Origin of the sequence: Nocardioides agri (assembly GCF_013778305.1) — a bacterium.
GTDB classification, from domain to species: Bacteria; Actinomycetota; Actinomycetes; order Propionibacteriales; family Nocardioidaceae; genus Nocardioides; species Nocardioides agri.
This window is the reverse complement of the sequence record NZ_JACEIC010000001.1, coordinates 783,502-805,344: the sequence shown is the minus strand read 5'-3', so window position 1 is coordinate 805,344 and position 21,843 is coordinate 783,502. Positions and strand designations below refer to the sequence as shown.

Genomic DNA, 21,843 nt, shown 5'->3' with positions numbered 1-21,843 from the left:
GTGGGCTCCTACTCCACGCTGGGTGAGGTCGCGGGCAAGCGCGTCCTCGTCCGGTCGGACCTGAACGTGCCGCTGGACGGCACCCGCATCACCGACGACGGCCGGGTGCGGGCGAGCGTCCCGACGATCCGGGAGCTGGCCGAGGCCGGCGCCCGGGTCGTCGTGGTGGCCCACCTGGGCCGGCCGAAGGGCGCGCCGGAGGAGCGGTTCTCCCTGCGTCCGGTGGCGGCTCGCCTCGGCGAGCTGCTGGGGCGGCCGGTGGCCTTCGCGTCCGACACCGTCGGCACCAGCGCCCAGGCGACCGTGGCGGACCTCGAGGATGGCGAGGTCGCCCTGCTGGAGAACGTCCGGTTCAACCCGGGCGAGACCAGCAAGGACGAGGCCGAGCGCGGTGCGTTCGCCGACCAGCTGGCTGCCCTCGCCGACGCCTTCGTCTCCGACGGCTTCGGCGTCGTGCACCGCAAGCAGGCGTCGGTCTACGACGTCGCGCAGCGGCTCCCGCACGCGATGGGGCAGCTGGTCTCGACCGAGGTCGGCGTGCTGCGCCGGCTGACCGAGGAGCCGGAGCGTCCCTACGTCGTCGTCCTCGGCGGCTCGAAGGTCTCCGACAAGCTCGGCGTGATCGACAACCTGCTCGGCAAGGCCGACAAGCTGCTGATCGGCGGTGGCATGGTCTTCACGTTCCTCAGGGCCCAGGGCCACGAGGTCGGCAAGAGCCTGCTCGAGGAGGACCAGCTCGACACCTGCCGCAGCTACCTCGAGCGGGCCCAGCAGAGCGGCGTCGAGATCGTGCTGCCCACCGACGTCGTCGTCGACACCGCGTTCCCGTCCGGCGACCGGGCCCCCGAGCCGCGGGTCGTGGCCGCGACGGAGATCCCCGCCGACGCCCTCGGGCTCGACATCGGCCCGGAGTCCGGCGCGGCGTTCGCGGACGCGCTCAGGGATGCCCGCACCGTCTTCTGGAACGGCCCGATGGGCGTGTTCGAGACCGACGAGTTCGCCGGCGGCACGCGCGCCGTCGCCGAGGCGCTCACGAAGATCGACGGCCTCTCGGTCGTCGGTGGCGGCGACTCGGCAGCAGCGGTGCGCACCCTCGGGTTCGACGAGAGCGCGTTCGGCCACATCTCCACCGGCGGCGGCGCGAGCCTCGAGTTCCTCGAGGGCAAGGAGCTCCCCGGCATCAAGGTCCTGGAGGACTGACCACATGGGCAAGACCCGCACCCCGCTGATGGCGGGGAACTGGAAGATGAACCTCAACCACCAGGAGGCGATCGTCCTGGTGCAGAAGCTCGCGGTGACGCTCTCGGACAAGCGTCACGACTACGGGCGGGTCGAGGTGGTCGTTCTCCCGCCGTTCACCGACCTCCGCTCGGTGCAGACGCTCGTCGACGGCGACCGGCTGCAGCTCAAGTACGGCGCGCAGGACGTGTCGCTGCACGACTCGGGCGCCTACACCGGGGAGATCTCGGCGGCGATGCTCGCGAAGCTCGGCTGCGCCTACGTCGTGGTCGGGCACAGCGAGCGCCGCGAGTACCACGCCGAGACCGATGAGGTCGTCAACGGCAAGGCGCACCAGGCGCACAAGGCCGACATGACGCCGATCGTCTGCGTCGGCGAGGGCCTCTCGGTCCGCCAGGCCGGCGAGCACGTCCCGCACTGCCTCGCGCAGGTCGACGGCTCGCTCGCGGGCTTCTCCGCGGAGCAGGTCGCCGACCTGGTCATCGCCTACGAGCCCGTCTGGGCGATCGGCACCGGCGAGGTGGCCACTCCCGAGGACGCCCAGGAGGTCTGCGCCGCGATCCGTGAGCGGATCCGCGAGGTCCACGGCGACGCAGCGGCCGACGGCGTACGCGTCCTCTACGGCGGGTCGGTCAAGGCCGCGAACGTCGCCGGCATCATGGCCCAGCCCGACGTGGACGGCTGTCTCGTGGGTGGAGCGAGCCTCCAGGCCGACGAGTTCGGCGGCATCTGCCGCTTCTACGACATGCCGGTCCTGTGATCGTCCGCGACCTGACGTAGGCTGCGCAGCGTGGAAACGATCTTCACCATCATCCTCATGATCACCAGCGGGCTCATGATCCTGCTGGTGCTTCTGCACAAGGGCCGCGGTGGCGGCCTCTCGGACATGTTCGGCGGAGGCGTGTCGAGCTCGCTGGGTGGCTCGTCGGTCGCCGAGCGCAACCTGGACCGGCTCACGGTCGGCATCGGCATCATCTGGTTCGCCTGCGTCGTGGCCCTCGGGCTGCTGCTGGCCTACTGACCAACGCGTTCAGATCGTCTGAGAGAGAACTCGAGAAGGAGACCCCGTGGCTGGTGGAGGAAACGCGATTCGCGGGAGTCGGGTCGGTGCTGGCCCGATGGGCGAGGCCGAGCGCGGTGAGGCCGCGCCGCGCCAGGCGGTGACCTACTTCTGCGCCCGCGAGCACCGGTCCGTCGTGACGTTCTCGATCGAGGCGCAGGTCCCGGACTCCTGGGACTGCCCCAAGTGCGGCCTGCCGGCGAGCCTCGACTCCGAGAACCCGCCCCCGGCGCCCAAGATCGAGCCGTACAAGACGCACCTCGCCTACGTGAAGGAGCGGCGCTCCGACAAGGAGGCCGAGGACATCCTCGACGAGGCGCTCGAGCTGCTGCGCTCCCGCCGCAAGTCCGGCGACATCATCTTCTAGCCCGCCGAGGGGCCGCGAGTCGGCGCGTCTTGCCCGCCGTGGGGCCGCGAGTCGGCGCGTCTTGCCCGCTCAGATCAGCCGCAGGTGGCGGCCGCCGCGCGCCTTGGCCGCGGCCTGCCGGATGATCTGGTCGCACTGGCGCGCCCGCCCGAAGACGTCCTCGGCCACCAGCGCGCGGATCGTCCATCCCTCCTCGATCAGGAGGCCGCGGCGTCGACGGTCGTGCGCCACCTGATCGTCGTTGCTGTGCCACTCGCGGCCGTCGTACTCGAGGCCGAGTCGCGACTCCTCGTCCGCGAGATCGAGCCGGGCGACGAGACGTCCGCCCCGGCGGACCTCCACCTGGGGGACGACGCGGACGTTGGCCTCGATGCACCGCAGGCGCAGCACCGACTCGCCGGGTGACTCGCTGCGGCCGTCGGCGAGCGGCGCGATCGCCCGGAGCACGGTCACCCACCGCATGCCCCGGAACCGCTCGACGCCGGCGACCAGCTCGTCGCGGTCCACCGCGGGCAGGCGCAGCATCGCGTCCAGCCCGGCGATCGCCTCGTCGGTCCACCGGACGCGACCCAGGTCCCACGCGGTCCGAAGTGGTGACGACACGCGGAGGCCGTGGACCTCGACGATGTCGTCCGGCCGGAGGTTGCGCTCGCCGCTCGAGCTCAGGTCGTTGCGCACCCGGCCATGGCCGGACGGCCGGAAGAGGGACAGTGGCCGCAGCGCCAGGTGCTCGCCAGGGGCGAGGATCATCTGCGCGCCGTGCAGCCAGCCCGCGTGCCTGTCGACGACGACGCAGTCGTCGGGCACGACCAAGCGGAGGCACGCCGCGCGGACGGCGACCGTGTCGGGGACGTCGGTCGCGATGTAGACGCCCTTGACCGGTCGCCGCAGCAGGCCCTCGGTCAGGAGGCGGTCGAGGGCGCGTCGGGACACCCCGGCGTCGAGCGCCTGTTGACGGGTGAAGGGCAGGTCACGGTCGAGCGGGAACGAGGCGTCCAGCCGGCCGTCGTACAGCATGTTGGCGAGATCCATGCGTCCGAGCCTCGGCGCGGAGGCCGACGCCCGCCAGAGCCCGTCGGCGAGCTGTGGAGAACGCGAGCAAGACGCGCCGACTCGCGCCCCCTGAGCGGGCAAGACGCGCCGAGTCGCGCCTCCGGGTGGGGCCGTCAGAGCGCCGAGGCTGCCTCGCGGTCGAGGAACCAGGTCGTCTCCTCGCGCCCGGCGACCCCGGCGGCCGGGATCTCGTGGACGTCGGCCCCGCCGAGGGCGGCCGCGACCGCGGCGGCCTTGCCCGAGCCGCTCACCAGGAACCACACCGACCGGGCGCGGTTGAGCGCGGAGAAGGTCAGGGTGATCCGCTCCGGCGGCGGCTTCGGGGAGCCGGTGACCCCGACGGCGATCGCGTCGTCGACGTCGAGCTGCGGGAACCCGGGGAAGAGTGAGGCGATGTGCCCGTCGGGGCCGACCCCCAGCATCACGATGTCGAACTCGCCGCCGCCGTGCTCCCGCAGCGTCGCGGCGTACGCCGTGGCGCCGGCGTCGACGTCCTCGGCGTCGGCCGTCGACGGCATCTCGTGGACCTGCGTGGCACCGACGGCGTCGAGGAAGGCGGCGCGGGTGTGTCGGGAGTTGCGGTCGGGGGAGTCGGGGGCGACGAACCGCTCGTCGCCGAACCAGACCACGACCTTGGTCCAGTCGACGCCGGACTCCGGGGAGAGGCGGGCGATCTCCTCGTGGATGTCCTCGGCGATGGTGCCGCCGGTGACGGCGATCTGGGGGACGTGTCCGGCGGCCTGGGCGTCGGCGAGCCGGTGCAGCAGCTCCCCTGCGACGGTGGTCGCGAGCGCGGCGCTGTCGTCGTGGACCTCGATGCGGGGGGTGCTCACTGCTTCCCAGCCTCCATCTTCCTGAGCCGCTTCGCGGTCTCGGCGTAGACCTCGTCCTCGTCGAGCCGGCGCAGCTCCTCGGCGAGCAGCTCGGGCAGCGCGCGCCGCTTGAGCGCGACCGGTCGGTCCGGCTTGTCGGGCACCGAGAACATCGCGAGCTTGCCGTCGGGGCGCGAGATGCGCGCGTCACCCTCGTTGGTGTGCAGCACGACCTCGGTGATGCCGGGGCCGCGCGAGCTCTTGCGCTCGACCTTGATCCGCAACCGGTCCGCGAGCCAGGCGGCGAGGAGGTCGGCGCTGGGGCTGATCCGCTCGGCGGTCACCGACGCACCGGTCACCTTCACCGGGCGCTGGTCGAGGACCGCGGCGAGCAGGGCGCGCCACGGGGTGATCCGGGTCCAGGCCAGGTCGGTGTTGCCCGGCGTGTAGACCTCGCACTGGAGCCTGATCGCCTGGGTCTTGCCACGCACCGCGCTGGCGGCGTCGGTGATCCGTCGCTGGGCGAGCCTGCCCAGCGGGTCGGCGGCCGGGTCCTCGGGCGGGTGGTTGGGCCACCAGATCGCGACCGGGGAGTCCGGCAGCAGCAGCGGCAGCACCACGGACTCGGCGTGCTTGACGACCTCGCCGCGCAGCCGGATGAGTGCGGTCTCGCCACTCCATCCGGAGCCGGTGCCGACCTGGGCGTTGATCTGGGCCGCGCCGCGGCCGTCGCCGAGGATCACGCCGAGCACCCGCGCGGGGTGCTCGTGGGAGGCGGCCCGGGCCGCCCGCATGGCGTCCTCGGCGTCGCTCTCGTCGACGACGATGATCAGGGTCATCACCATGCCCATGGCAGGGGAGCCGGCGCGTGAGCGGGCCCGGGTGAACTCGGCCGCGATCTGCGACGCGTTGGTGTCGATGAGCTCGATCATCAGGGCCTCCTCCAGGTCCGGCCGTCGCGGGCGAGCATGGCGTCCGCCGAGGCGGGCCCCCACGTCCCCGAGGGGTAGGGCTCGGGCTTGCCCTTGCCGTTGGCGTCCTGCTTCGCCCAGTGCGCGAGGATCGGGTCGAGGATCTTCCAGGACAGCTCGACCTCCTCGTGGCGGGGGAAGAGCGGCGGGTCGCCGAGCAGCACGTCGAGGATCAGCCGCTCGTAGGCCTCCGGCGAGGACTCGGTGAACGAGCCGCCGTAGACGAAGTCCATGTTGACGTCGCGGATCTCCATCTGGGTGCCCGGCACCTTCGAGCCGAAGCGGAGGGTCACGCCCTCGTCCGGCTGGACCCGGATCACGAGCGCGTTCTGGGTGAGCTCCTCGACCGCGGCCGCGGCGAAGGGCAGGTGCGGCGCGCGCTTGAAGACCAGCGCGACCTCGGTGACCCGGCGGCCGAGCCGCTTGCCGGTGCGCAGGTAGAACGGGACGCCGGCCCAGCGACGGGTCGCGACGTTGAGCGTCACCGCGGCGTAGGTCTCCGTCGTCGAGGACTTCTTGATGCCCTCCTCGTCGAGGAAGCCACCGACCTTCTCGCCGCCGGCCCAGCCCTCGGCGTACTGCCCGCGCGCCGTGGTCAGGTCGAGCCGGTTCGGCAGCTGCACGCTCTGGAGGACCTTCTCCTTCTCGATGCGCACGTTGTCGGCGTCGAAGGAGACCGGCTCCTCCATGGCGACCAGGCACATCAGCTGCAGCAGGTGGTTCTGGATGACGTCGCGCGCGGCGCCGATGCCGTCGTAGTAGCCGGCGCGGCCGCCGATGCCGACGTCCTCGGCCATCGTGATCTGCACGTGGTCGACGTAGGTGTTGTTCCAGATCGGCTCGAACATCTCGTTGGCGAAGCGCAGCGCCAGGATGTTCTGGACGGTCTCCTTGCCGAGGTAGTGGTCGATCCGGAAGACCGAGCCGGCGGGGAAGACCTCGCCGAGGGTCTGGTTGAGCTCGCGAGCCGACTCGAGGTCGTGCCCGAACGGCTTCTCCACGACGACCCGGCGCCAGGACCCGTCGCGCGGCGTGGACAGCCCGTGCTCCTTGAGCTGGCCGACGACGTTGCCGAAGAAGCCCGGCGGGATCGCGAGGTAGAAGGCGTGGTTGCCGCCCGTGCCCCGGGCCTGGTCGAGCTCCTCGATGGTGCGCCGGAGCTGGTCGAAGGCGGCGTCGTCGTCGAAGTCGCCGGGCACGAACCGGAAGCCCTCGGCGAGCTGGCGCCACACCTCCTCGCGGAACTCGGTGCGGGCGTGGGCCTTCACCGAGTCGTGGACGATCTGGGCGAAGTCCTGGTCGGCCCAGTCGCGCCGGGCGAAGCCGGTGAGGCTGAAGCCAGGGGGCAGCAGGCCCCGGTTCGCGAGGTCGTAGATCGCCGGCATGATCTTCTTGCGGGACAGGTCTCCGGTGACCCCGAAGAGCACCATCCCGCTCGGTCCCGCGATGCGGGGGAGCCGGCGGTCGCGGGGGTCCCGCAGCGGGTTGGCCTGGTTCATCGGCTGATCACTGGCGATGCCTCCGGTAGTAGGCGATGAGGGACTGGGTGGATGCGTCCTGCTGGGCAGCGACGGCCTCGTCACCCGCGACGGCCGGGCTGATCTGCTGGGCGAGCTGCTTGCCGAGCTCGACACCCCACTGGTCGAAGGAGTCGATGCCCCAGATCACGCCCTGGGTGAAGGTGATGTGCTCGTAGAGCGCGACCAGCTGGCCGAGCACGGAGGGTGAGAGCTCGGGCGCCATGATCGATGCCGTGGGCCGGTTGCCGGTGAAGACGCGCGACGGCACGATCTCCTCGCGGGTCCCCTCGGCGCGCACCTCGTCGGCGGTCTTGCCGAAGGCGAGCGCCCGGGTCTGGGCGAAGAAGTTCGCGAGGAACAGCTCGTGGACGTCGGTCGCGCCGTCCTTGAGCGGGTACGCCGGGGTCGCGAACGCGATGAAGTCAGCCGGGACGAGCCGGGTGCCCTGGTGGATGAGCTGGTAGAAGGCGTGCTGCCCGTTGGTGCCGGGCTCGCCCCAGAACACCTCCCCGGTGTCGTACGCGACCGCCGCGCCGTCCCAGCGGACGCCCTTGCCGTTGGACTCCATCGTCAGCTGCTGCAGGTACGCCGGGAAGCGGTGCAGCAGCTGGGCGTAGGGGAGGACCGCGTGGGTCTCGGCGCCCAGGAAGTTGGTGTACCAGACGTTGAGCAGGCCCATCAGCACCGGCACGTTCTCCGTGAGCGGCGCCGTGCGGAAGTGCTCGTCCATGGTGTGGAAGCCCGCCAGCAGCTCGGCGAACCTCTCCGGGCCGATCGCGACGACCAACGACGTGCCGATCGCAGAGTCCATCGAGTAGCGGCCGCCGACCCAGTCCCAGAAGCCGAACGCGTTGTCCGGGTCGATGCCGAAGTCCGCGACCTTGTCGAGCGCCGTCGAGACGGCGACGAAGTGCTTGGCCACCGCCTCGGCCTGGTCGTGCCCGGCCAGGCCGTCGAGCAGCCAGGCCTTGCACAGCCGGGCGTTGGTGAGCGTCTCCAGCGTCCCGAAGGTCTTGCTGGACACGATGAAGAGCGTTGTGGCCGGGTCGAGCCCGGAGAGCGTGGTGGCGGCGTCGGTCGGGTCGATGTTGCTGATGAACCGGCACTCGATCTGGTCGTGGCGGTAGGCGGCGAGCGCCTCGTAGGCCATCACCGGGCCGAGGTCGGAGCCGCCGATGCCGATGTTGACCACCGTGCGGATCCGCTCGCCGGTCACCCCGGTCCACGCGCCCGAGCGCACCCGGTCGGCGAAGTCGTAGACCCGTCTCAGCACGTCGTGCACCTCGGGCACGACGTCGGTGCCGTCGAGCTCGAGCGTGGCGTCGGCCGGCAGCCGGAGCGCCGTGTGCAGCACGGCGCGGTCCTCGGTGACGTTGATCCGGTCGCCCCGGAGCATCTGGTCGCGTCGCTCGGTGAGCCCGACCTCGTCGGCGAGAGCCACGAGCGCCGCGAGCACCTCGTCGTCGACCAGACCCTTGGACAGGTCGACGTGCAGGTCGCCCGCCTCGAAGGTGAACCGGTCGACCCGGCCGGGGTCCTCGGCGAACCAGCGGCTCAGGTCGGGGATGAACTCGGCGGTGATCGCCTCCAGCCCCGACCACGCCGACGTCGTCGTCGGATCGACGGGTCCGGCGGCCCGGCTCATGCCGAGGCGGCCTTGTCCATCTGGCCCCGCACGGTCTCGACCAGCTCGTCCCACGACTTCTTGAACTTGTCCACGCCCTCGGTCTCGAGGACCACGAGGACGTCGTCCCAGTCGACGCCGAGCTCGGTGAGCCGGGTCAGGATCGCCCGGCCCTCGCCGCCCTTGCCGGTGACGACGTCGCCCAGCACCTCGCCGTGGTCGGCGAAGGCGTCGAGCGTCTTCTCCGGCATCGTGTTGACCGTCTCCGGCACCACGAGGTCGCGCACGTACATGGTGTCGTCGTAGTCGGGGTTCTTCACGCCGGTCGACGCCCACAGGGGACGCTGGCGGTTGGCGCCGGCCTCCTCGAGGACCCGCCAGCGGTCGCTGCCGAAGACCTCCTCGAACGCGGCGTACGCGACGAGCGCGTTGGCGACCGCGGCCTTGCCGCGCAGCGCCAGTGCGGTCTCGGAGCCGAGCGCCTCGAGCCGCGCGTCGACCTCGGTGTCGACCCGGGAGACGAAGAACGATGCGACCGAGTTGATCCGGCCGAGGTCGAGCCCCGCGTCGCGCGCCTGCTCGAGGCCGGTGAGGTAGGCGTCCATGACCTCGCGGTAGCGCTGCTCGCCGAAGATCAGCGTGACGTTGACGCTGATGCCCTCGGCGATGGCGGCGGTGATGGCCGGCAGGCCCTCCTTGGTCGCCGGGATCTTGATGAGCACGTTGGGCCGGTCGACGGCCTGCCAGAGCGCCCGGGCGGACGCGATCGTGCCCTCGGTGTCGTTGGCGAGGGTCGGCTCGACCTCGATCGAGACGCGGCCGTCGTACGCCGTGGCCGCGGCCACCGGCGCGAGGATGTCGCAGGCGTTGCGGACGTCCTCGGTGGTGACCTCGAAGATCACCCGGTCGACCGGCTCGCCCTTGTCGACGAGCTGGGCGACCTGCTCGTCGTAGCGCTCGCCGTTGGCGATCGCGGCGGCGAAGATCGTCGGGTTGGTGGTCACGCCGACCACGGACTTGTCCTGGACGAGGCCGGCCAGGTCGCCGGTCTCGATCCGCTCCCGGGACAGGTCGTCGAGCCAGATCGACACGCCTGCGTCGGACAGTGCCTTCAGTCGGTCAGTCATGGGACTGCTCCTCTCGTCGAACGTTCGGGGGGTCAGCCGCGGACGGCGGTGATGCTGTCGTGGGCAGCGGCGGCGACGGCCTCCGCGGTGATGCCGTACTCCTGGTAGATCCGGGCGAAGTCGGCCGAGGCGCCGTACTGGTCGATCGAGACGATCCGGCCGTGGTCGCCGACGTACTCGCGCCACCCCTGCTTGACCCCGGCCTCGACGGAGACCCGAGCCTTCACGATCGGCGGCACGACCTTGTCGCGGTAGGCCTGGTCCTGCGCCTCGAACCACTCCAGGCACGGCATCGAGACCACGCGGGCCTTGATGCCGTCGGCGGCGAGCAGCTCGCGCGCCTTGACCGCGACCTGGACCTCCGAGCCGGTGGCCATCAGGATCACGTCGGGGCTGCCGTCCTCGGCCTCGAGCAGGATGTAGGCGCCCTTGGACACCTCGTCGGTGCCGGCGAAGCCGTCCTCGCCGCGGGGGAAGACCGGCACGTTCTGACGGGTCAGCGCCAGGGCCGCCGGGCGGTCGGTGTGGTTGAGGATCGCCAGCCAGGCCGCGACGGTCTCGTTGGCGTCGGCCGGGCGGACGACGTCGAGGCCCGGCATCGCGCGGAGCGCCGCCAGGTGCTCGATGGGCTGGTGGGTCGGGCCGTCCTCGCCGAGACCGATGGAGTCGTGGGTCCAGACGTAGGTGACCGGCAGCTTGCTCAGGGCAGCGACACGGACCGAGCCGCGCATGTAGTCGGAGAACGTGAGGAACGTGCCGCCGAAGACGCGGGTCAGGCGGTCGGCGGTGATGCCGTTCATGATCGCGCCCATGCCGTGCTCGCGGATGCCGAAGTGCAGGACGCGGCCCTGGTAGGGGTCGGCCTTCCACTCCTCGGTGTCGCGGCTCAGCGGCAGGAACGACGGCGCCGAGGTGATCGTGGTGTTGTTGGAGCCCGCGAGGTCGGCCGAGCCGCCCCAGAGCTCCGGCATGACCGGCGCCAGCGCGTTGATGACCTTGCCGGACGCGGACCGGGTGGCGACGCCCTTCTCGCTGGCCTCGAACGTCGGGACGACGCCGGCCAGCCCCTCGGGCAGCTCGCGCGCCTTGAGGCGGTGCAGCAGCGCGTCGGCCTTCGGGTTCGCGGCCGCCCAGGCGGCGTACTGCTCGTCCCACGCCTTGCCCCAGGCAGCGCCGCGCTCGCGGAGCTCACGGGTGTGGGTGAGGACCTCCTCGGGCACCTCGAACTTCTTCTCCGGGTCCCAGCCGAGCACCTTCTTGGTGGCCGCGACCTCCTCGTCGCCGAGGGCGCTGCCGTGGGCCGCCTCGGTGCCCTGCGCGTTGGGCGCGGGCCAGGCGATGATCGTGTCGAGCACGATGAGGGAGGGCTTGTCGGTGACCTTGCCGGCGGCGACGATCGCGGCGTGCAGGGCCGGCACGTCCTCGACGTACTTCTTGCCGCTGTTGGTCCAGTCGACGGTCTGGACGTGCCAGCCGTAGGCCTCGTAGCGGGCCGCGACGTCCTCGGTGAAGGCGATGTCGGTGTCGCCCTCGATCGAGATCTTGTTGCGGTCGTAGATCATCGTGAGGTTGCCCAGCTCCTGGGTGCCGGCGATCGAGCTGGCCTCGCCGCTCACGCCCTCCTCGAGGTCGCCGTCGGAGCAGAGCACGTAGACGTGGTGGTCGAAGAGGCTCTTGCCGGGCGCGGCGTCGGGGTCGAGAAGGCCGTGGATCCGGCGAGCGGACATCGCCATGCCGACGGCGTTCGCGACGCCCTGGCCGAGCGGGCCGGTCGTCACCTCGACGCCGGCGGTGTGCCCGAGCTCGGGGTGGCCCGGGGTCTTCGAGCCCCAGGTGCGCAGCGCCTTGATGTCCTCGATCTCCAGGCCGAAGCCGCCGAGGTAGAGCTGCGTGTAGAGCGTGATGCTCGAGTGACCGCAGGAGAGCACGAAGCGGTCGCGGGCGATCCACTCCGGGTCGGCCGGGTCGTGGCGCATCACCTTCTGGAAGAGCAGGTACGCCGCGGGCGCGAGGCTCATGGCGGTGCCGGGGTGCCCGTTGCCGACCTTCTGCACCGCGTCCATGGCGAGGACCCGGGCGGTGTCCACCGCCTTGTCGTCGAGTTCGGTCCAGTCGAGTGCAGAGGTGTTGCTCACAAGGTTCCTTTCGGGGGGTTCGGCCAATGCCGAGCCTACTCACCTCTGGCGATAGACTCGCAGCCGTCCAGCACCCCTCCGGTGCCCATCATTCGCTCGAGGACTCCCCGTGACGTACGTCGGCCAGTCGGCCTCTGCTGCCCAGCAGGGCACCGGGGAGCGGGCGACGGTCAAGGACGTCGCCGCGGCGTACGTCGGGCTCACGAAGCCGCGGGTCATCGAGCTGCTGCTCCTGACCACCGTGCCGGTGATGTTCTACGCCGCTCGCGGGGTCCCGGACCTCGGGCTCGTGGTGGCGACCGTGCTGGGAGGCACGTTCTCGGCCGGGTCGGCGTCGGTGTTCAACTGCGTCTACGACCGCGACATCGACGAGCAGATGCGGCGTACCCGCCGCCGGGCGCTGCCGCGCCACATCGTCTCGGCGCGGGCGGCGCTGGTCTTCGGCTTCGTGCTGGCGATCGCCTCGACCGTGATCCTCTACGTCTGGGTCAACCCGCTCTCGGCGCTGCTGTCGGTGCTCGCCAACGCGTTCTACGTGTTCGGCTACACGATGCTGCTCAAGCGGCGCACGACGCAGAACATCGTCTGGGGCGGCATCGCCGGCTGCTTCCCGGCCCTCATCGGCTGGACCGCGGTCACCGGCTCGCTGTCGTGGACGCCGGTGGTGCTCTTCCTGGTGGTGTTCTTCTGGACGCCACCGCACACCTGGGCGCTGGCGCTGCGCTACCGCGAGGACTACGCCAACGTCGACGTCCCCATGCTCCCGGTCGTGAAGCCGGCCCACGAGGTCGGCAAGCAGATCGTCGTCTACAGCTGGGTGATGGTCGCGACCTCGCTGCTGCTGTGGCCGGTCGCCGACACCAGCCTCTTCTACCCGGTCGCCGCGTCCGTGCTCGGTGCGGTGTTCCTGGTCGAGGCGCACCGGATGTGGCGGCGCACCCGCGGCACCGAGGACCTGTCGGTCATCCAGCCGATGCGGCTCTTCCACACCTCGAACCTCTACCTCTCACTGCTCTTCGTCGCGGTCGCGATCGACCCGCTGCTCGCGCGCTGAGAGTGCGAACGCGGCCTCGCGCAACCCCCAATTGGGGGATCCCCTGGCCGGACCGTTGGTCCTAGGTTCCGGATTGATGCGGCGCGTGCTCTTGGACGCCGCCCGATCGAAGGGATCCTCCATGCACCACAAGCGCGTATGGGCGGCGGCCACGGCTGCGCTCCTCCTGACCGCCGGGACGGCGGCCCTGACCGGGCCGAGCGCGGCGCAGGGTCCGGCGGCGAAGCCGGGCAAGGCCCAGTCGTACGTCGTCCTGCTCGACCACGGTGCGCGGGTGGCTCCCGCGGTGGCCGCGCTGCGGGCGCAGGGCGCCAGGGTGACGAGCGTCAACCGGGCGATCGGGATGGTCACCGTCTCGTCGAAGGACCCCGACTTCCGCACGCACGGCGCGGCCGTCGCCGGGGTCCAGGGCGTGGCCCGCAACCGGTCGATCGGCTCGGTGCCGGCGGCCCGGCCCGACCGGGTGGAGCGCGAGAACCTCTACGCCTCCACGTCGTCGGCAGCGCAGCGGCGCGCTCACCCCGGCAAGCCCGGCAAGCCGGAGAGGACGAAGGCCGACCCCCTCGACAGCCAGCTGTGGGGCATGCGGATGATCGGCGCGGACAAGGCGCACGGTGTCGACCTCGGCGCCAAGAACGTGCGGGTCGGCATCATCGACACGGGCGTCGACGCGAGCAGCCCCGACCTCGCACCGAACTTCGACTGGGACCGGTCCCGCAACTTCACCACCGACATGCCGGACATCGACGGCCCGTGCGAGTACGCCGGGTGCGTGGACCCGGTGGGTGTCGACGACGGGGGTCACGGCACCCACGTGGCCGGCACCGTCGCCGCGTCGCTCAATGGTCTCGGGGTGAGCGGCGTCGCGCCGAAGGTCGACCTCGTCGAGATCCGCGCCGGCCAGGACAGCGGCTACTTCTTCCTCCAGCCGACCATCGACGCGCTGACCTACGCCGCCGACGCCGGCATCGACGTGGTCAACATGTCGTTCTACGTGGACCCGTGGCTCTACAACTGCCGGGGCGGCGCCCCGGAGGACTCCGCCGCCGAGGCGGCCGAGCAGGACGCGATCATCGCGGCCATGTCGCGGGCGCTCGACTACGCGCACCGCCACGGCGTCACCCTGGTGGCCTCGCTCGGCAACAACCACGAGGACGTCGCCAACCCGCGCGTCGACATCAGCAGCCCTGACTACGGCGCGCCGGTCCACGACCGGACGATCGACAACGACACCTGCTTCGACCTCCCCGTCGAGGGCAGCCACGTCATCGGGGTCTCCGCCCTCGGTCCGAGCGGCGGGAAGGCCGACTACTCCAACTACACGACCGACCTGACCTCGGGCGAGCTCGAGATCTCGGCGCCGGGCGGCTACTTCCGCGACGGGCTCGGCACGCCGACCTACCGGACCAACGGGAATCTGATCCTGTCGACCTACCCCTTGCACGTGCTGCAGGAGGAGGGCCAGGTCGACGCCGCCGGCAACATCACGCCGGACGGTGTCGCGCTCGGCACCCAGAAGCAGTGCACGAGCACCCCGGTGCCCGGTGCCGACCCGTGTGGCTACTACGCGTTCCTCCAGGGGACGTCGATGGCGTCGCCGCACGTGGCCGGTGTCGCCGCCCTCGCGGTGAGCCGGTTCGGTCACGGCACGCGGCACGGGTTCGGGCTCGACCCGGACGCCGTGGCGGGGATCCTCGCCCGCACCGCGACCGACCACGCCTGCCCGCCCGGCGGCACCGTTGACTACACCTCGGTCGGCCGGTCCGCCGAGTTCACCGCGACCTGCGTCGGCCCGCCGTCGTTCAACGGGTTCTACGGCAGCGGCATCGTCAACGCGTACGGCGTGGTGCGGTAGGGGCGCCGGGCAAGCGGCGCCCAGCGGGGCTGGTCGAGGCTCGGGCCTCGACCGGCTCGCGCACCTGGACGAGCGCCCAGGTGACGGTGGCCGAGATGATCGCGGCGCCGAGCATGTGGAAGCCGACGAGCACGATCGGCAGGTCGGTGAAGTACTGCACGAAGCCGATCAGCCCCTGCGCGAGCTCGACGACCAGCAGCACAACCACGGCGCGGACGGTCGGGGTCGGCTGCCGGGTCGCGACCGTGGCGAGGAGCAGGCCGACGGTGAGGCCGATGAGCAGGAACACCAGGTCGGCGTGCACCTGGCTCCACTGGAGCGGGTCGAGGCCGTTGCGGGGCGCGTCCGCGTCCCCCGCGTGCGGTCCGGCGCCGGTGACGACCGTGCCGACGTAGAGGACCGCCCACGCGGCGGCGAAGGTGACCCAGGCGAGCACGACGAGCGGTCCCCGAGCCGGTACGGCGGGCGCGGGCCGGCGTACCCGCTGCAGGAAGAGCACGGCGACGCCGATGATCGCCATCGACGCCATCAGGTGCAGCGAGACGATCCACGGGTTGAGGTCGGTGAGCACGGTGATGCCGCCGATGACCGCCTGTGCCGGGATGCCGAGCGCGATGACGACCGACAGCGTGCGGAGGTCACGTCGGCCCGACTGCCACGCCGCGACGAACGTGCCGACCGCGACCGCGACGAGCACGTAGGTGAGCATCCGGTTGCCGAACTCGATCGCCGAGTGCAGCGAGTAGGCGCCGTGCGGGGTGAAGGACTCCTCGGTGCACCGCGGCCAGGTGGGGCAGCCCAGACCGGACCCGGTCAGCCGGACGACGCCGCCCGTGACGACGATCCCGATGTTGGCGACGATCGACGCCCAGGCCCAGCCGACGAGCCACTCGTCGAGCCGTCGCAGCCGTGCCATCACTCCCACTTGAAGGTCCTCGCCGTGAGCGCCGTGCCGAGCACGGTCCAGATGAGCAGGACGCCGAGGTCGCGCCAGGCGACCGCGCCGTCGATGAGGGACGCCCGCATCGCGCTGCCGAGCGCGCCGGACGGGAGCCAGCGGACGACGTCGCCGAACGCGCCGTACGCCGAGATCGGCAGCACGACCGCTCCGCCGGCGAGCAGCAGGAGGTAGATGAGGTTCGCGGCGGCCAGCGTCGCCTCGGCGCGCAGCACCCCGGCCACGAAGAGGCCGAGCGAGGCGAACGCCGCCGTGCCGGCGACGATCGCGAGCACCGCGCCGAACACGTGCGGGTCGGGGTCCCAGCCGAGCGCGAAGGCGACGGCCGAGATCACGACGACCTGCAGGCACTCGACCAGGAGCAGCGCGAGGACCTTGCCGGCCAGCAGCCCGGAGCGCGGCAGCGGCGAGGAGCCGAGCCGCTTGATCACCCCGTAGCGCCGCTCGAAGCCGGTCGCGATGGCCAGCGAGGTGAACGCCGTCGACATCACGGCCAGCGCGAGCACGCCCGGCGTGAAGACGTCGATCGCGGCGTGCTCGAGCGAGATGCCGATCCGGTCGGCGCCGGTGACACCGCCGATCAGCACGATCACCGGGATCACCACGGCGAGCAGCAGCTGCTCGCCGTTGCGCAGCATCAGGCGCGCCTCCATGCGCGCCTGGGCGAGCACCTGCTGGCGCGCGGGGGCGGCGCCCGGGCGGGGTGAGAGGTCGAGGTCAGTCATCGTCGACGTCCCTGCCGATGTCGCTGCCGATGGCCGTGCCCAAGTCCCGGCCGGTGAGCTCGAGGAAGACGTCCTCGAGGGTGCGGGAGCCGAAGCTGATCGAGCGCACCCCCACGCCGTTCTCCCCGCTCCACCGGTCGATCGACGCGCGCAGCGCGGCCTCCGCGGCCACCGGCAGCTCCTTGTCGACGACGAGCCGGACGGTCGCCGAGGAGCCGCGGGTCAGCTCCTCGGGCGTGCCCGAGGCGATCAGCTGTCCGTGGTCGATGATGTGGACCTGGTCGGCCAGCTGCTCGGCCTCCTCCAGGTAGTGGGTCGTGAGCACGACGGTGACGCCGGACTCCCGCAGCTCGCGCAGCAGCTCCCACGTCGTGCGCCGCGCCTGCGGGTCCATGCCGGCCGTCGGCTCGTCGACGAAGACGATCTCGGGCCGCCCCACGATCGCCATCGCCAGGCCAAGGCGCTGCTGCTGACCACCGCTGAGGCGGCGGTAGGGCGTCCGCCCGCACTCGCCCAGGCCGAGCCGCTCGGCGAGCAGCCCGGTGTCGAGCGGGTGCGCGTGCAGCCGGGCGATGTGGTCGAGCATCTCCATCGCGTGCACCCCGCTCCACGCGCCGCCGCCCTGCAGCATCACCCCGATGCGGGGGAGCAGCGCGCGCCGGTCCCGGACCGGGTCGAGCCCCAGGACCCGGACCGACCCCTGCTGCGGGCGCCGGTAGCCTTCGCAGGTCTCCAGGGTGGTGGTCTTGCCGGCGCCGTTGGGGCCGAGCACGGCGGTGATCGTCGCGCGCTCGACGGTCAGCGACATGCGGTCGACGGCGACCTTCTCGCCGTACCTCATCACCAGGCCGTCGACGGCAACGGCGGGGGAGGCGTCGGGCACGCCCGTCAGTCTAGGGACGCGCCTCGTGTGGCCCGGCTCACGCCCCGCGTCAGGTAAGGGTCGCCTTCCTTGAAGGGCCTCGAGCAATAAAGGCACACTGGTGTTGTGGAATTCGACGAGGGACCCGTCCCGGGGCACGACCAGCCGACGCGCGAGCGCGTCGCCCGGTCGATCCTCGTCAACGGCCCGTCGACCGCGGCGGCGCTCGCCGAGCGCCTCGACCTCACCCCGGCGGCCGTGCGCCGCCACCTCGACCAGCTGCTCGAGGAGGGGGCCGTCGAGCTCCGCGAGCCGCGCAGCCAGGCCCACCGTGGCCGGGGTCGTCCCGCGAAGCTCTTCGCCCTGACCGAGGCCGGCCGCGACCGCTTCGTCCAGCAGTACGACGATCTCGCGGCGCAGGCCCTCCGCTTCCTGGCGGAGACCGGCGGCGACGAGGCGGTCCGGGAATTCGCCAACCGGCGGGCGGCGTTCATCGAGCAGCGGTTCGACGGCGTCCGACAGGAGCACCCGGAGCTGGGCGCGGCCGAGATCCTCGCCAAGATCTTCACCGACGAGGGGTACGCCGCGTCCGTGCGGGAGCTGCTCCCGATCAACGGGCAGAGCGTGGGGGAGCAGCTGTGCCAGCAGCACTGCCCGGTCTCCCACGTCGCCCACGAGTTCCCGCAGCTGTGCGAGGCCGAGACCGAGGCGATCAGCCGGGTCCTCGGCCGCCACGTCCAGCGGCTGGCCACCATCGCCCACGGCGACGGGGTCTGCACCACATGCATCCCGAGCACACCCATCGAGAAGAAGGAGCGGGTCCGCTCATGACCTCCATCGAGGAACTCAACCCGGAGCTGAAGGGCATCGGTCGCTACGACTTCGGCTGGGCCGACACCGACGTCGCGGGCGCGACGGCGCAGCGCGGCCTGAACGAGGACGTGGTCCGCGACATCTCCTCGAAGAAGAGCGAGCCGCAGTGGATGCTCGACCTGCGCCTGAAGGGCCTCAAGCTCTTCGGCCGCAAGCCGATGCCGAACTGGGGCTCGGACCTGTCGGGGATCGACTTCGACAACATCAAGTACTTCGTGCGCTCCAGCGAGAAGCAGGCGACCTCGTGGGAGGAGCTCCCTGAGGACATCAAGAACACCTACGACAAGCTCGGCATCCCGGAGGCGGAGAAGCAGCGCCTCGTGGCGGGCGTCGCCGCGCAGTACGAGTCCGAGGTCGTCTACCACTCGATCCGTGAGGACCTCGAGGAGAAGGGCGTCCTCTTCCTCGACACCGACACCGCGCTCAAGGAGCAGCCGGAGCTCTTCCAGGAGTACTTCGGCACCGTGATCCCGGTCGGCGACAACAAGTTCGCCGCGCTCAACACGGCGGTGTGGTCGGGCGGCTCGTTCATCTACGTCCCGAAGGGCGTGCACGTCGACATCCCGCTGCAGGCCTACTTCCGGATCAACACCGAGAACATGGGCCAGTTCGAGCGGACGCTGATCATCGTCGACGAGGACGCCTACGTGCACTACGTCGAGGGCTGCACCGCGCCGATCTACAGCTCCGACTCGCTGCACTCCGCGGTCGTCGAGATCATCGTGAAGAAGGGCGGCCGCTGCCGCTACACGACCATCCAGAACTGGTCCAACAACGTCTACAACCTCGTCACCAAGCGCGCGACCTGCGAGGCCGGCGCGACGATGGAGTGGGTCGACGGCAACATCGGCTCCAAGGTGACGATGAAGTACCCCGCCGTCTACCTCATGGGCGAGCACGCCAAGGGCGAGACGCTCTCGATCGCGTTCGCCGGCGAGGGCCAGCACCAGGACGCCGGCGCCAAGATGGTGCACGCGGCTCCGCACACCTCGTCGTCGATCCTGTCCAAGTCCGTGGCGCGGGGTGGCGGGCGCACGTCGTACCGCGGCCTGATCCAGATCAACGAGGGTGCCCACGGCTCGAAGTCCAACGTGCTCTGCGACGCGCTGCTGGTCGACCAGATCTCGCGCTCGGACACCTATCCCTACGTCGACATCCGCGAGGACGACGTGTCGATGGGCCACGAGGCGAGCGTCTCCAAGGTCTCCGACGACCAGCTGTTCTACCTCATGTCGCGAGGCATGGAGCAGGACGAGGCGATGGCGATGATCGTCCGCGGGTTCGTGGAGCCGATCGCCAAGGAGCTGCCCATGGAGTACGCACTCGAGCTCAACCGGCTCATCGAGCTTCAGATGGAAGGGGCCGTCGGCTGATGGGTCTCGAGATCTCCTCCCACCTCCACCCGGTGGGATCCTTCGACCTGTCCGACCACCCCGTGCCCACCGGGCGCGAGGAGGTGTGGCGGTTCACCCCGCTCAAGCGGCTGCGCGGCCTGCACGACACGGCGCCGCTCACCGGCGAGGACTTCGACGTCAAGGTCGAGGCCCCCGAGGGCGTCCGCGCCGAGTCGGTTGTTGTCGCTGCCTCCGAGCGCGGCCTGTCCGGCTTCGTGCCGACCGACCGGGTGAGCGCCCGCGCCTGGGAGGCCACCTCGAAGGTCTTCACGATCGACGTCCCGGCCGAGGCCGAGCTGACCGAGCCGGTCGTCGTGACCTTCACCGGCCACTCGCTCGACGAGGCCATCGCCGGCCAGCTCCTGGTCAAGGTCGGCGCGCACGCAGTCGCGACCGTCGTGCTGCGCTTCCACGGCTCCGCGACCTTCGCCGAGAACGTCGAGATCGTGCTCGGCGACGGAGCGCAGCTGACCTACGTCACCGTGCAGGACTGGGCCGACGACGCCGTCCACCACAGCACCCAGCGGGCGGTCGTCGGGCGCGACGCCAACCTCAAGCACGTGGCCGTCACCTTCGGTGGCGACGTGGTCCGGCACGACGCGACCGCGACGTACTCCGGCACCGGCGGCGAGATCGAGATGCTCGGCCTCTACTTCGCCGACGAGGGCCAGCACATCGAGCACCGGCTCTTCGCCGACCACAACGAGCCGAAGACCAAGAGCCACGTGGTCTACAAGGGCGCACTGCAGGGCCAGGGTGCGCACACGGTCTGGATCGGCAACGTGCTGATCCGCAAGGAGGCCGAGGGCATCGAGACCTACGAGGAGAACCGCAACCTCGTGCTCTCCGACGGCTGCCAGGCCGACTCGGTGCCGAACCTCGAGATCGAGACCGGCGAGATCGAGGGCGCGGGACACGCGTCCGCGACCGCCCGGTTCGACGACGAGCAGCTGTTCTACCTGCGCTCGCGCGGCGTCTCGGAGAAGGAGGCGCGCCGCTTGGTCGTGCACGGCTTCTTCAACGACCTGATCCGCAAGATCGGCGTCCCGCAGCTCGAGGAGCAGCTCACGCTCACCGTCGAGGCCGAGCTCGCCAAGAACGTGCTGAGGGAGCTCGACTGATGGCTTTCGAGCGTGCCTGCGCGATCGCGGACGTGCCCGCCGACGAGGCGCTCGGCGTCACGATCGGCGCGTACGACGTCGCGGTCGCCGGCCACGACGGCGAGTACTTCGCCGTCCAGGACCTCTGCTCCCATGCAGCCGTCGCGCTGAGCGAGGGCGAGGTCGAGGACTGCACGGTCGAGTGCTGGCTGCACGGCTCCCGCTTCGACCTGCGCACCGGCAAGCCCACCGGGCTGCCGGCCACCGAACCTGTCGCGACCTTCCCGCTGGAGGTCCGCGGCGACGAGATCTACGTGGACACCACCACCACCCTGAACGGAGTCACCCCCTCATGAGCAAGCTGGAGATCAAGGACCTGCAGGTCTCGGTCGAGACCGAGGACGGTCCCAAGGAGATCCTCAAGGGCGTCACGCTGACCATCCAGGACGGCGAGACGCACGCGATCATGGGTCCGAACGGGTCGGGCAAGTCCACCCTCGCGTACTCCATCGCCGGCCACCCGAAGTACACCGTCACCGGCGGCTCGGTGACCCTCGACGGCGAGGACGTCCTCGCGATGTCGGTCGACGAGCGCGCCCGCGCCGGCCTCTTCCTCGCGATGCAGTACCCCGTCGAGGTGCCCGGCGTGTCGGTGTCGAACTTCCTGCGGACCGCCAAGACCGCCATCGACGGCGAGGCGCCCAAGCTGCGCACCTGGGTCAAGGACGTCAACACCGCCCTGAAGCAGCTCAACCTGGACCCGTCGTTCGGCACCCGCTCGGTCAACGAGGGCTTCTCGGGTGGTGAGAAGAAGCGCCACGAGATCGCCCAGCTCGAGCTGCTGAACCCGAAGGTCGCCGTCCTCGACGAGACCGACTCCGGCCTCGACATCGACGCGCTGAAGGTCGTCTCCGAGGGTGTCAACCGGTTCCGTGCCCAGGAGGGCAAGGGCGTCCTGCTGATCACGCACTACACCCGGATCCTGCGATACATCCAGCCCGACCGCGTGCACGTGTTCGTCGACGGCCGGGTCGCCGAGTCCGGCGGGCCCGAGCTCGCCGAGGAGCTGGAGGCCAACGGCTACGAGCGCTTCCTCACCGAGGCGGCGGTCTGA

General features: G+C 71.1%; 21 protein-coding genes. 11 read left to right on the top strand and 10 right to left on the bottom strand.

The genetic code is table 11. From position 1 onward, the window contains the following. Genes HZF07_RS04050 through HZF07_RS04035 form a run of 4 tightly spaced genes read left to right on the top strand, consistent with a single transcriptional unit; the run spans window position 1 to window position 2,666 of the window. Window positions 1-1,200: a phosphoglycerate kinase gene (locus tag HZF07_RS04050; RefSeq protein WP_181644743.1), complete on the top strand. Its 1,200-nt coding sequence runs from the start codon at window positions 1-3 to the stop codon at window positions 1,198-1,200. 4 nt (window positions 1,201-1,204) lie between these two features. Beyond that, window positions 1,205-1,999: a triose-phosphate isomerase gene (gene tpiA, locus HZF07_RS04045; RefSeq protein ID WP_157347123.1), complete on the top strand. Its 795-nt coding sequence runs from the start codon at window positions 1,205-1,207 to the stop codon at window positions 1,997-1,999. Between the two features lie 30 nt (window positions 2,000-2,029). Continuing rightward, entirely contained in the window at window positions 2,030-2,260 is a 231-nt protein-coding gene (gene secG / locus HZF07_RS04040; RefSeq protein ID WP_181644742.1) for a preprotein translocase subunit SecG, read from the top strand. Window positions 2,261-2,306: 46 nt separating this feature from the next. Continuing rightward, on the top strand, window positions 2,307-2,666 hold the full coding sequence (locus HZF07_RS04035; RefSeq protein ID WP_181644741.1) for an RNA polymerase-binding protein RbpA: 360 nt from the start codon (window positions 2,307-2,309) through the stop codon (window positions 2,664-2,666). Window positions 2,667-2,735: 69 nt separating this feature from the next. On the opposite strand, the gene HZF07_RS04030 is transcribed toward HZF07_RS04035, so the two are convergent. The 7 genes from HZF07_RS04030 to tkt all read right to left on the bottom strand — a co-directional run bounded on the left by HZF07_RS04030 (window position 2,736) and on the right by tkt (window position 11,836). After that, complete coding sequence (locus HZF07_RS04030; protein WP_157347119.1) at window positions 2,736-3,698, bottom strand: type IV toxin-antitoxin system AbiEi family antitoxin domain-containing protein; 963 nt, start codon at window positions 3,696-3,698, stop codon at window positions 2,736-2,738. 134 nt (window positions 3,699-3,832) lie between these two features. Continuing rightward, window positions 3,833-4,552 (bottom strand): 6-phosphogluconolactonase, encoded by a 720-nt coding sequence (gene pgl, locus HZF07_RS04025; RefSeq protein ID WP_181644740.1) that lies wholly within the window; start codon window positions 4,550-4,552, stop codon window positions 3,833-3,835. Further along, window positions 4,549-5,463 carry a glucose-6-phosphate dehydrogenase assembly protein OpcA gene (locus tag HZF07_RS04020; RefSeq protein ID WP_157347117.1) on the bottom strand — a complete coding sequence of 305 codons (915 nt, stop codon included), beginning with the start codon at window positions 5,461-5,463 and terminating at the stop codon, window positions 4,549-4,551. Before HZF07_RS04020 ends, pgl begins: the two co-directional genes overlap by 4 nt. Continuing rightward, window positions 5,463-7,001, bottom strand: a complete 1,539-nt coding sequence (gene zwf, locus HZF07_RS04015; RefSeq protein WP_157347115.1) for a glucose-6-phosphate dehydrogenase — start codon at window positions 6,999-7,001, stop codon at window positions 5,463-5,465. Before zwf ends, HZF07_RS04020 begins: the two co-directional genes overlap by 1 nt. 7 nt (window positions 7,002-7,008) lie before the next feature. After that, window positions 7,009-8,667 (bottom strand): glucose-6-phosphate isomerase, encoded by a 1,659-nt coding sequence (gene pgi, locus HZF07_RS04010; protein WP_157347113.1) that lies wholly within the window; start codon window positions 8,665-8,667, stop codon window positions 7,009-7,011. Then, window positions 8,664-9,773 (bottom strand): transaldolase, encoded by a 1,110-nt coding sequence (gene tal / locus HZF07_RS04005; RefSeq protein WP_157347111.1) that lies wholly within the window; start codon window positions 9,771-9,773, stop codon window positions 8,664-8,666. The genes pgi and tal overlap by 4 nt, the downstream gene beginning before the upstream one ends. 32 nt (window positions 9,774-9,805) lie before the next feature. Next, window positions 9,806-11,836, bottom strand: coding sequence for a transketolase (gene tkt, locus HZF07_RS04000; protein ID WP_232523829.1), 2,031 nt, complete (start codon window positions 11,834-11,836; stop codon window positions 9,806-9,808). Between the two features lie 181 nt (window positions 11,837-12,017). Between tkt and HZF07_RS03995 the strand changes: the two genes are divergently transcribed. Both HZF07_RS03995 and HZF07_RS03990 read left to right on the top strand, forming a co-directional pair. Beyond that, a complete protein-coding gene (locus HZF07_RS03995; RefSeq protein WP_181644739.1) occupies window positions 12,018-12,962 on the top strand; it encodes a heme o synthase in 945 nt (314 codons plus the stop codon). Between the two features lie 121 nt (window positions 12,963-13,083). After that, the gene (locus tag HZF07_RS03990; protein ID WP_157347107.1) at window positions 13,084-14,817 is read left to right on the top strand and encodes a S8 family serine peptidase; all 1,734 of its coding nucleotides are present in this window, start codon (window positions 13,084-13,086) and stop codon (window positions 14,815-14,817) included. On the opposite strand, the gene HZF07_RS03985 is transcribed toward HZF07_RS03990, so the two are convergent. The 3 genes from HZF07_RS03985 to HZF07_RS03975 are packed head-to-tail and all read right to left on the bottom strand — an operon-like array spanning window position 14,792 to window position 17,383. Beyond that, complete coding sequence (locus tag HZF07_RS03985) at window positions 14,792-15,733, bottom strand: COX15/CtaA family protein (RefSeq protein WP_157347105.1); 942 nt, start codon at window positions 15,731-15,733, stop codon at window positions 14,792-14,794. The two genes, HZF07_RS03990 and HZF07_RS03985, sit on opposite strands and share 26 nt — an antisense overlap. After that, a complete protein-coding gene (locus HZF07_RS03980) occupies window positions 15,733-16,500 on the bottom strand; it encodes an ABC transporter permease (protein WP_157347102.1) in 768 nt (255 codons plus the stop codon). Before HZF07_RS03980 ends, HZF07_RS03985 begins: the two co-directional genes overlap by 1 nt. Beyond that, complete coding sequence (locus HZF07_RS03975) at window positions 16,493-17,383, bottom strand: ABC transporter ATP-binding protein (RefSeq protein WP_434063458.1); 891 nt, start codon at window positions 17,381-17,383, stop codon at window positions 16,493-16,495. Before HZF07_RS03975 ends, HZF07_RS03980 begins: the two co-directional genes overlap by 8 nt. Window positions 17,384-17,488: 105 nt before the next feature. Here HZF07_RS03975 and HZF07_RS03970 point away from each other — a divergent pair, with 105 nt between their 5' ends. The 5 genes from HZF07_RS03970 to sufC are packed head-to-tail and all read left to right on the top strand — an operon-like array spanning window position 17,489 to window position 21,843. Continuing rightward, entirely contained in the window at window positions 17,489-18,193 is a 705-nt protein-coding gene (locus HZF07_RS03970) for a helix-turn-helix transcriptional regulator (RefSeq protein WP_181644738.1), read from the top strand. After that, window positions 18,190-19,608 (top strand): Fe-S cluster assembly protein SufB, encoded by a 1,419-nt coding sequence (gene sufB / locus HZF07_RS03965; RefSeq protein ID WP_157347100.1) that lies wholly within the window; start codon window positions 18,190-18,192, stop codon window positions 19,606-19,608. Before HZF07_RS03970 ends, sufB begins: the two co-directional genes overlap by 4 nt. After that, the gene (gene sufD, locus HZF07_RS03960) at window positions 19,608-20,750 is read left to right on the top strand and encodes a Fe-S cluster assembly protein SufD (RefSeq protein WP_157347098.1); all 1,143 of its coding nucleotides are present in this window, start codon (window positions 19,608-19,610) and stop codon (window positions 20,748-20,750) included. Before sufB ends, sufD begins: the two co-directional genes overlap by 1 nt. After that, window positions 20,750-21,085: a non-heme iron oxygenase ferredoxin subunit gene (locus tag HZF07_RS03955; RefSeq protein ID WP_157347096.1), complete on the top strand. Its 336-nt coding sequence runs from the start codon at window positions 20,750-20,752 to the stop codon at window positions 21,083-21,085. The genes sufD and HZF07_RS03955 overlap by 1 nt, the downstream gene beginning before the upstream one ends. After that, complete coding sequence (sufC, locus tag HZF07_RS03950) at window positions 21,082-21,843, top strand: Fe-S cluster assembly ATPase SufC (protein ID WP_157347094.1); 762 nt, start codon at window positions 21,082-21,084, stop codon at window positions 21,841-21,843. Before HZF07_RS03955 ends, sufC begins: the two co-directional genes overlap by 4 nt.

Bases quoted from the DNA above. Each gene is read 5' to 3' on its own strand.
- tpiA (WP_157347123.1), top strand. From the start codon at position 1,205: ATGGGCAAGACCCGCACCCCGCTGATGGCGGGGAACTGGAAGATGAAC.
- HZF07_RS04030 (WP_157347119.1), bottom strand. From the start codon at position 3,698: ATGGATCTCGCCAACATGCTGTACGACGGCCGGCTGGACGCCTCGTTC.
- HZF07_RS04020 (WP_157347117.1), bottom strand. From the start codon at position 5,463: ATGATCGAGCTCATCGACACCAACGCGTCGCAGATCGCGGCCGAGTTC.
- zwf (WP_157347115.1), bottom strand. From the start codon at position 7,001: ATGAACCAGGCCAACCCGCTGCGGGACCCCCGCGACCGCCGGCTCCCC.
- pgi (WP_157347113.1), bottom strand. From the start codon at position 8,667: ATGAGCCGGGCCGCCGGACCCGTCGATCCGACGACGACGTCGGCGTGG.
- tal (WP_157347111.1), bottom strand. From the start codon at position 9,773: ATGACTGACCGACTGAAGGCACTGTCCGACGCAGGCGTGTCGATCTGG.
- tkt (WP_232523829.1), bottom strand. From the start codon at position 11,836: ATGGACGCGGTGCAGAAGGTCGGCAACGGGCACCCCGGCACCGCCATG.
- HZF07_RS03990 (WP_157347107.1), top strand. From the start codon at position 13,084: ATGCACCACAAGCGCGTATGGGCGGCGGCCACGGCTGCGCTCCTCCTG.
- HZF07_RS03985 (WP_157347105.1), bottom strand. From the start codon at position 15,733: ATGGCACGGCTGCGACGGCTCGACGAGTGGCTCGTCGGCTGGGCCTGG.
- HZF07_RS03980 (WP_157347102.1), bottom strand. From the start codon at position 16,500: ATGACTGACCTCGACCTCTCACCCCGCCCGGGCGCCGCCCCCGCGCGC.
- sufB (WP_157347100.1), top strand. From the start codon at position 18,190: ATGACCTCCATCGAGGAACTCAACCCGGAGCTGAAGGGCATCGGTCGC.
- sufD (WP_157347098.1), top strand. From the start codon at position 19,608: ATGGGTCTCGAGATCTCCTCCCACCTCCACCCGGTGGGATCCTTCGAC.
- HZF07_RS03955 (WP_157347096.1), top strand. From the start codon at position 20,750: ATGGCTTTCGAGCGTGCCTGCGCGATCGCGGACGTGCCCGCCGACGAG.
- sufC (WP_157347094.1), top strand. From the start codon at position 21,082: ATGAGCAAGCTGGAGATCAAGGACCTGCAGGTCTCGGTCGAGACCGAG.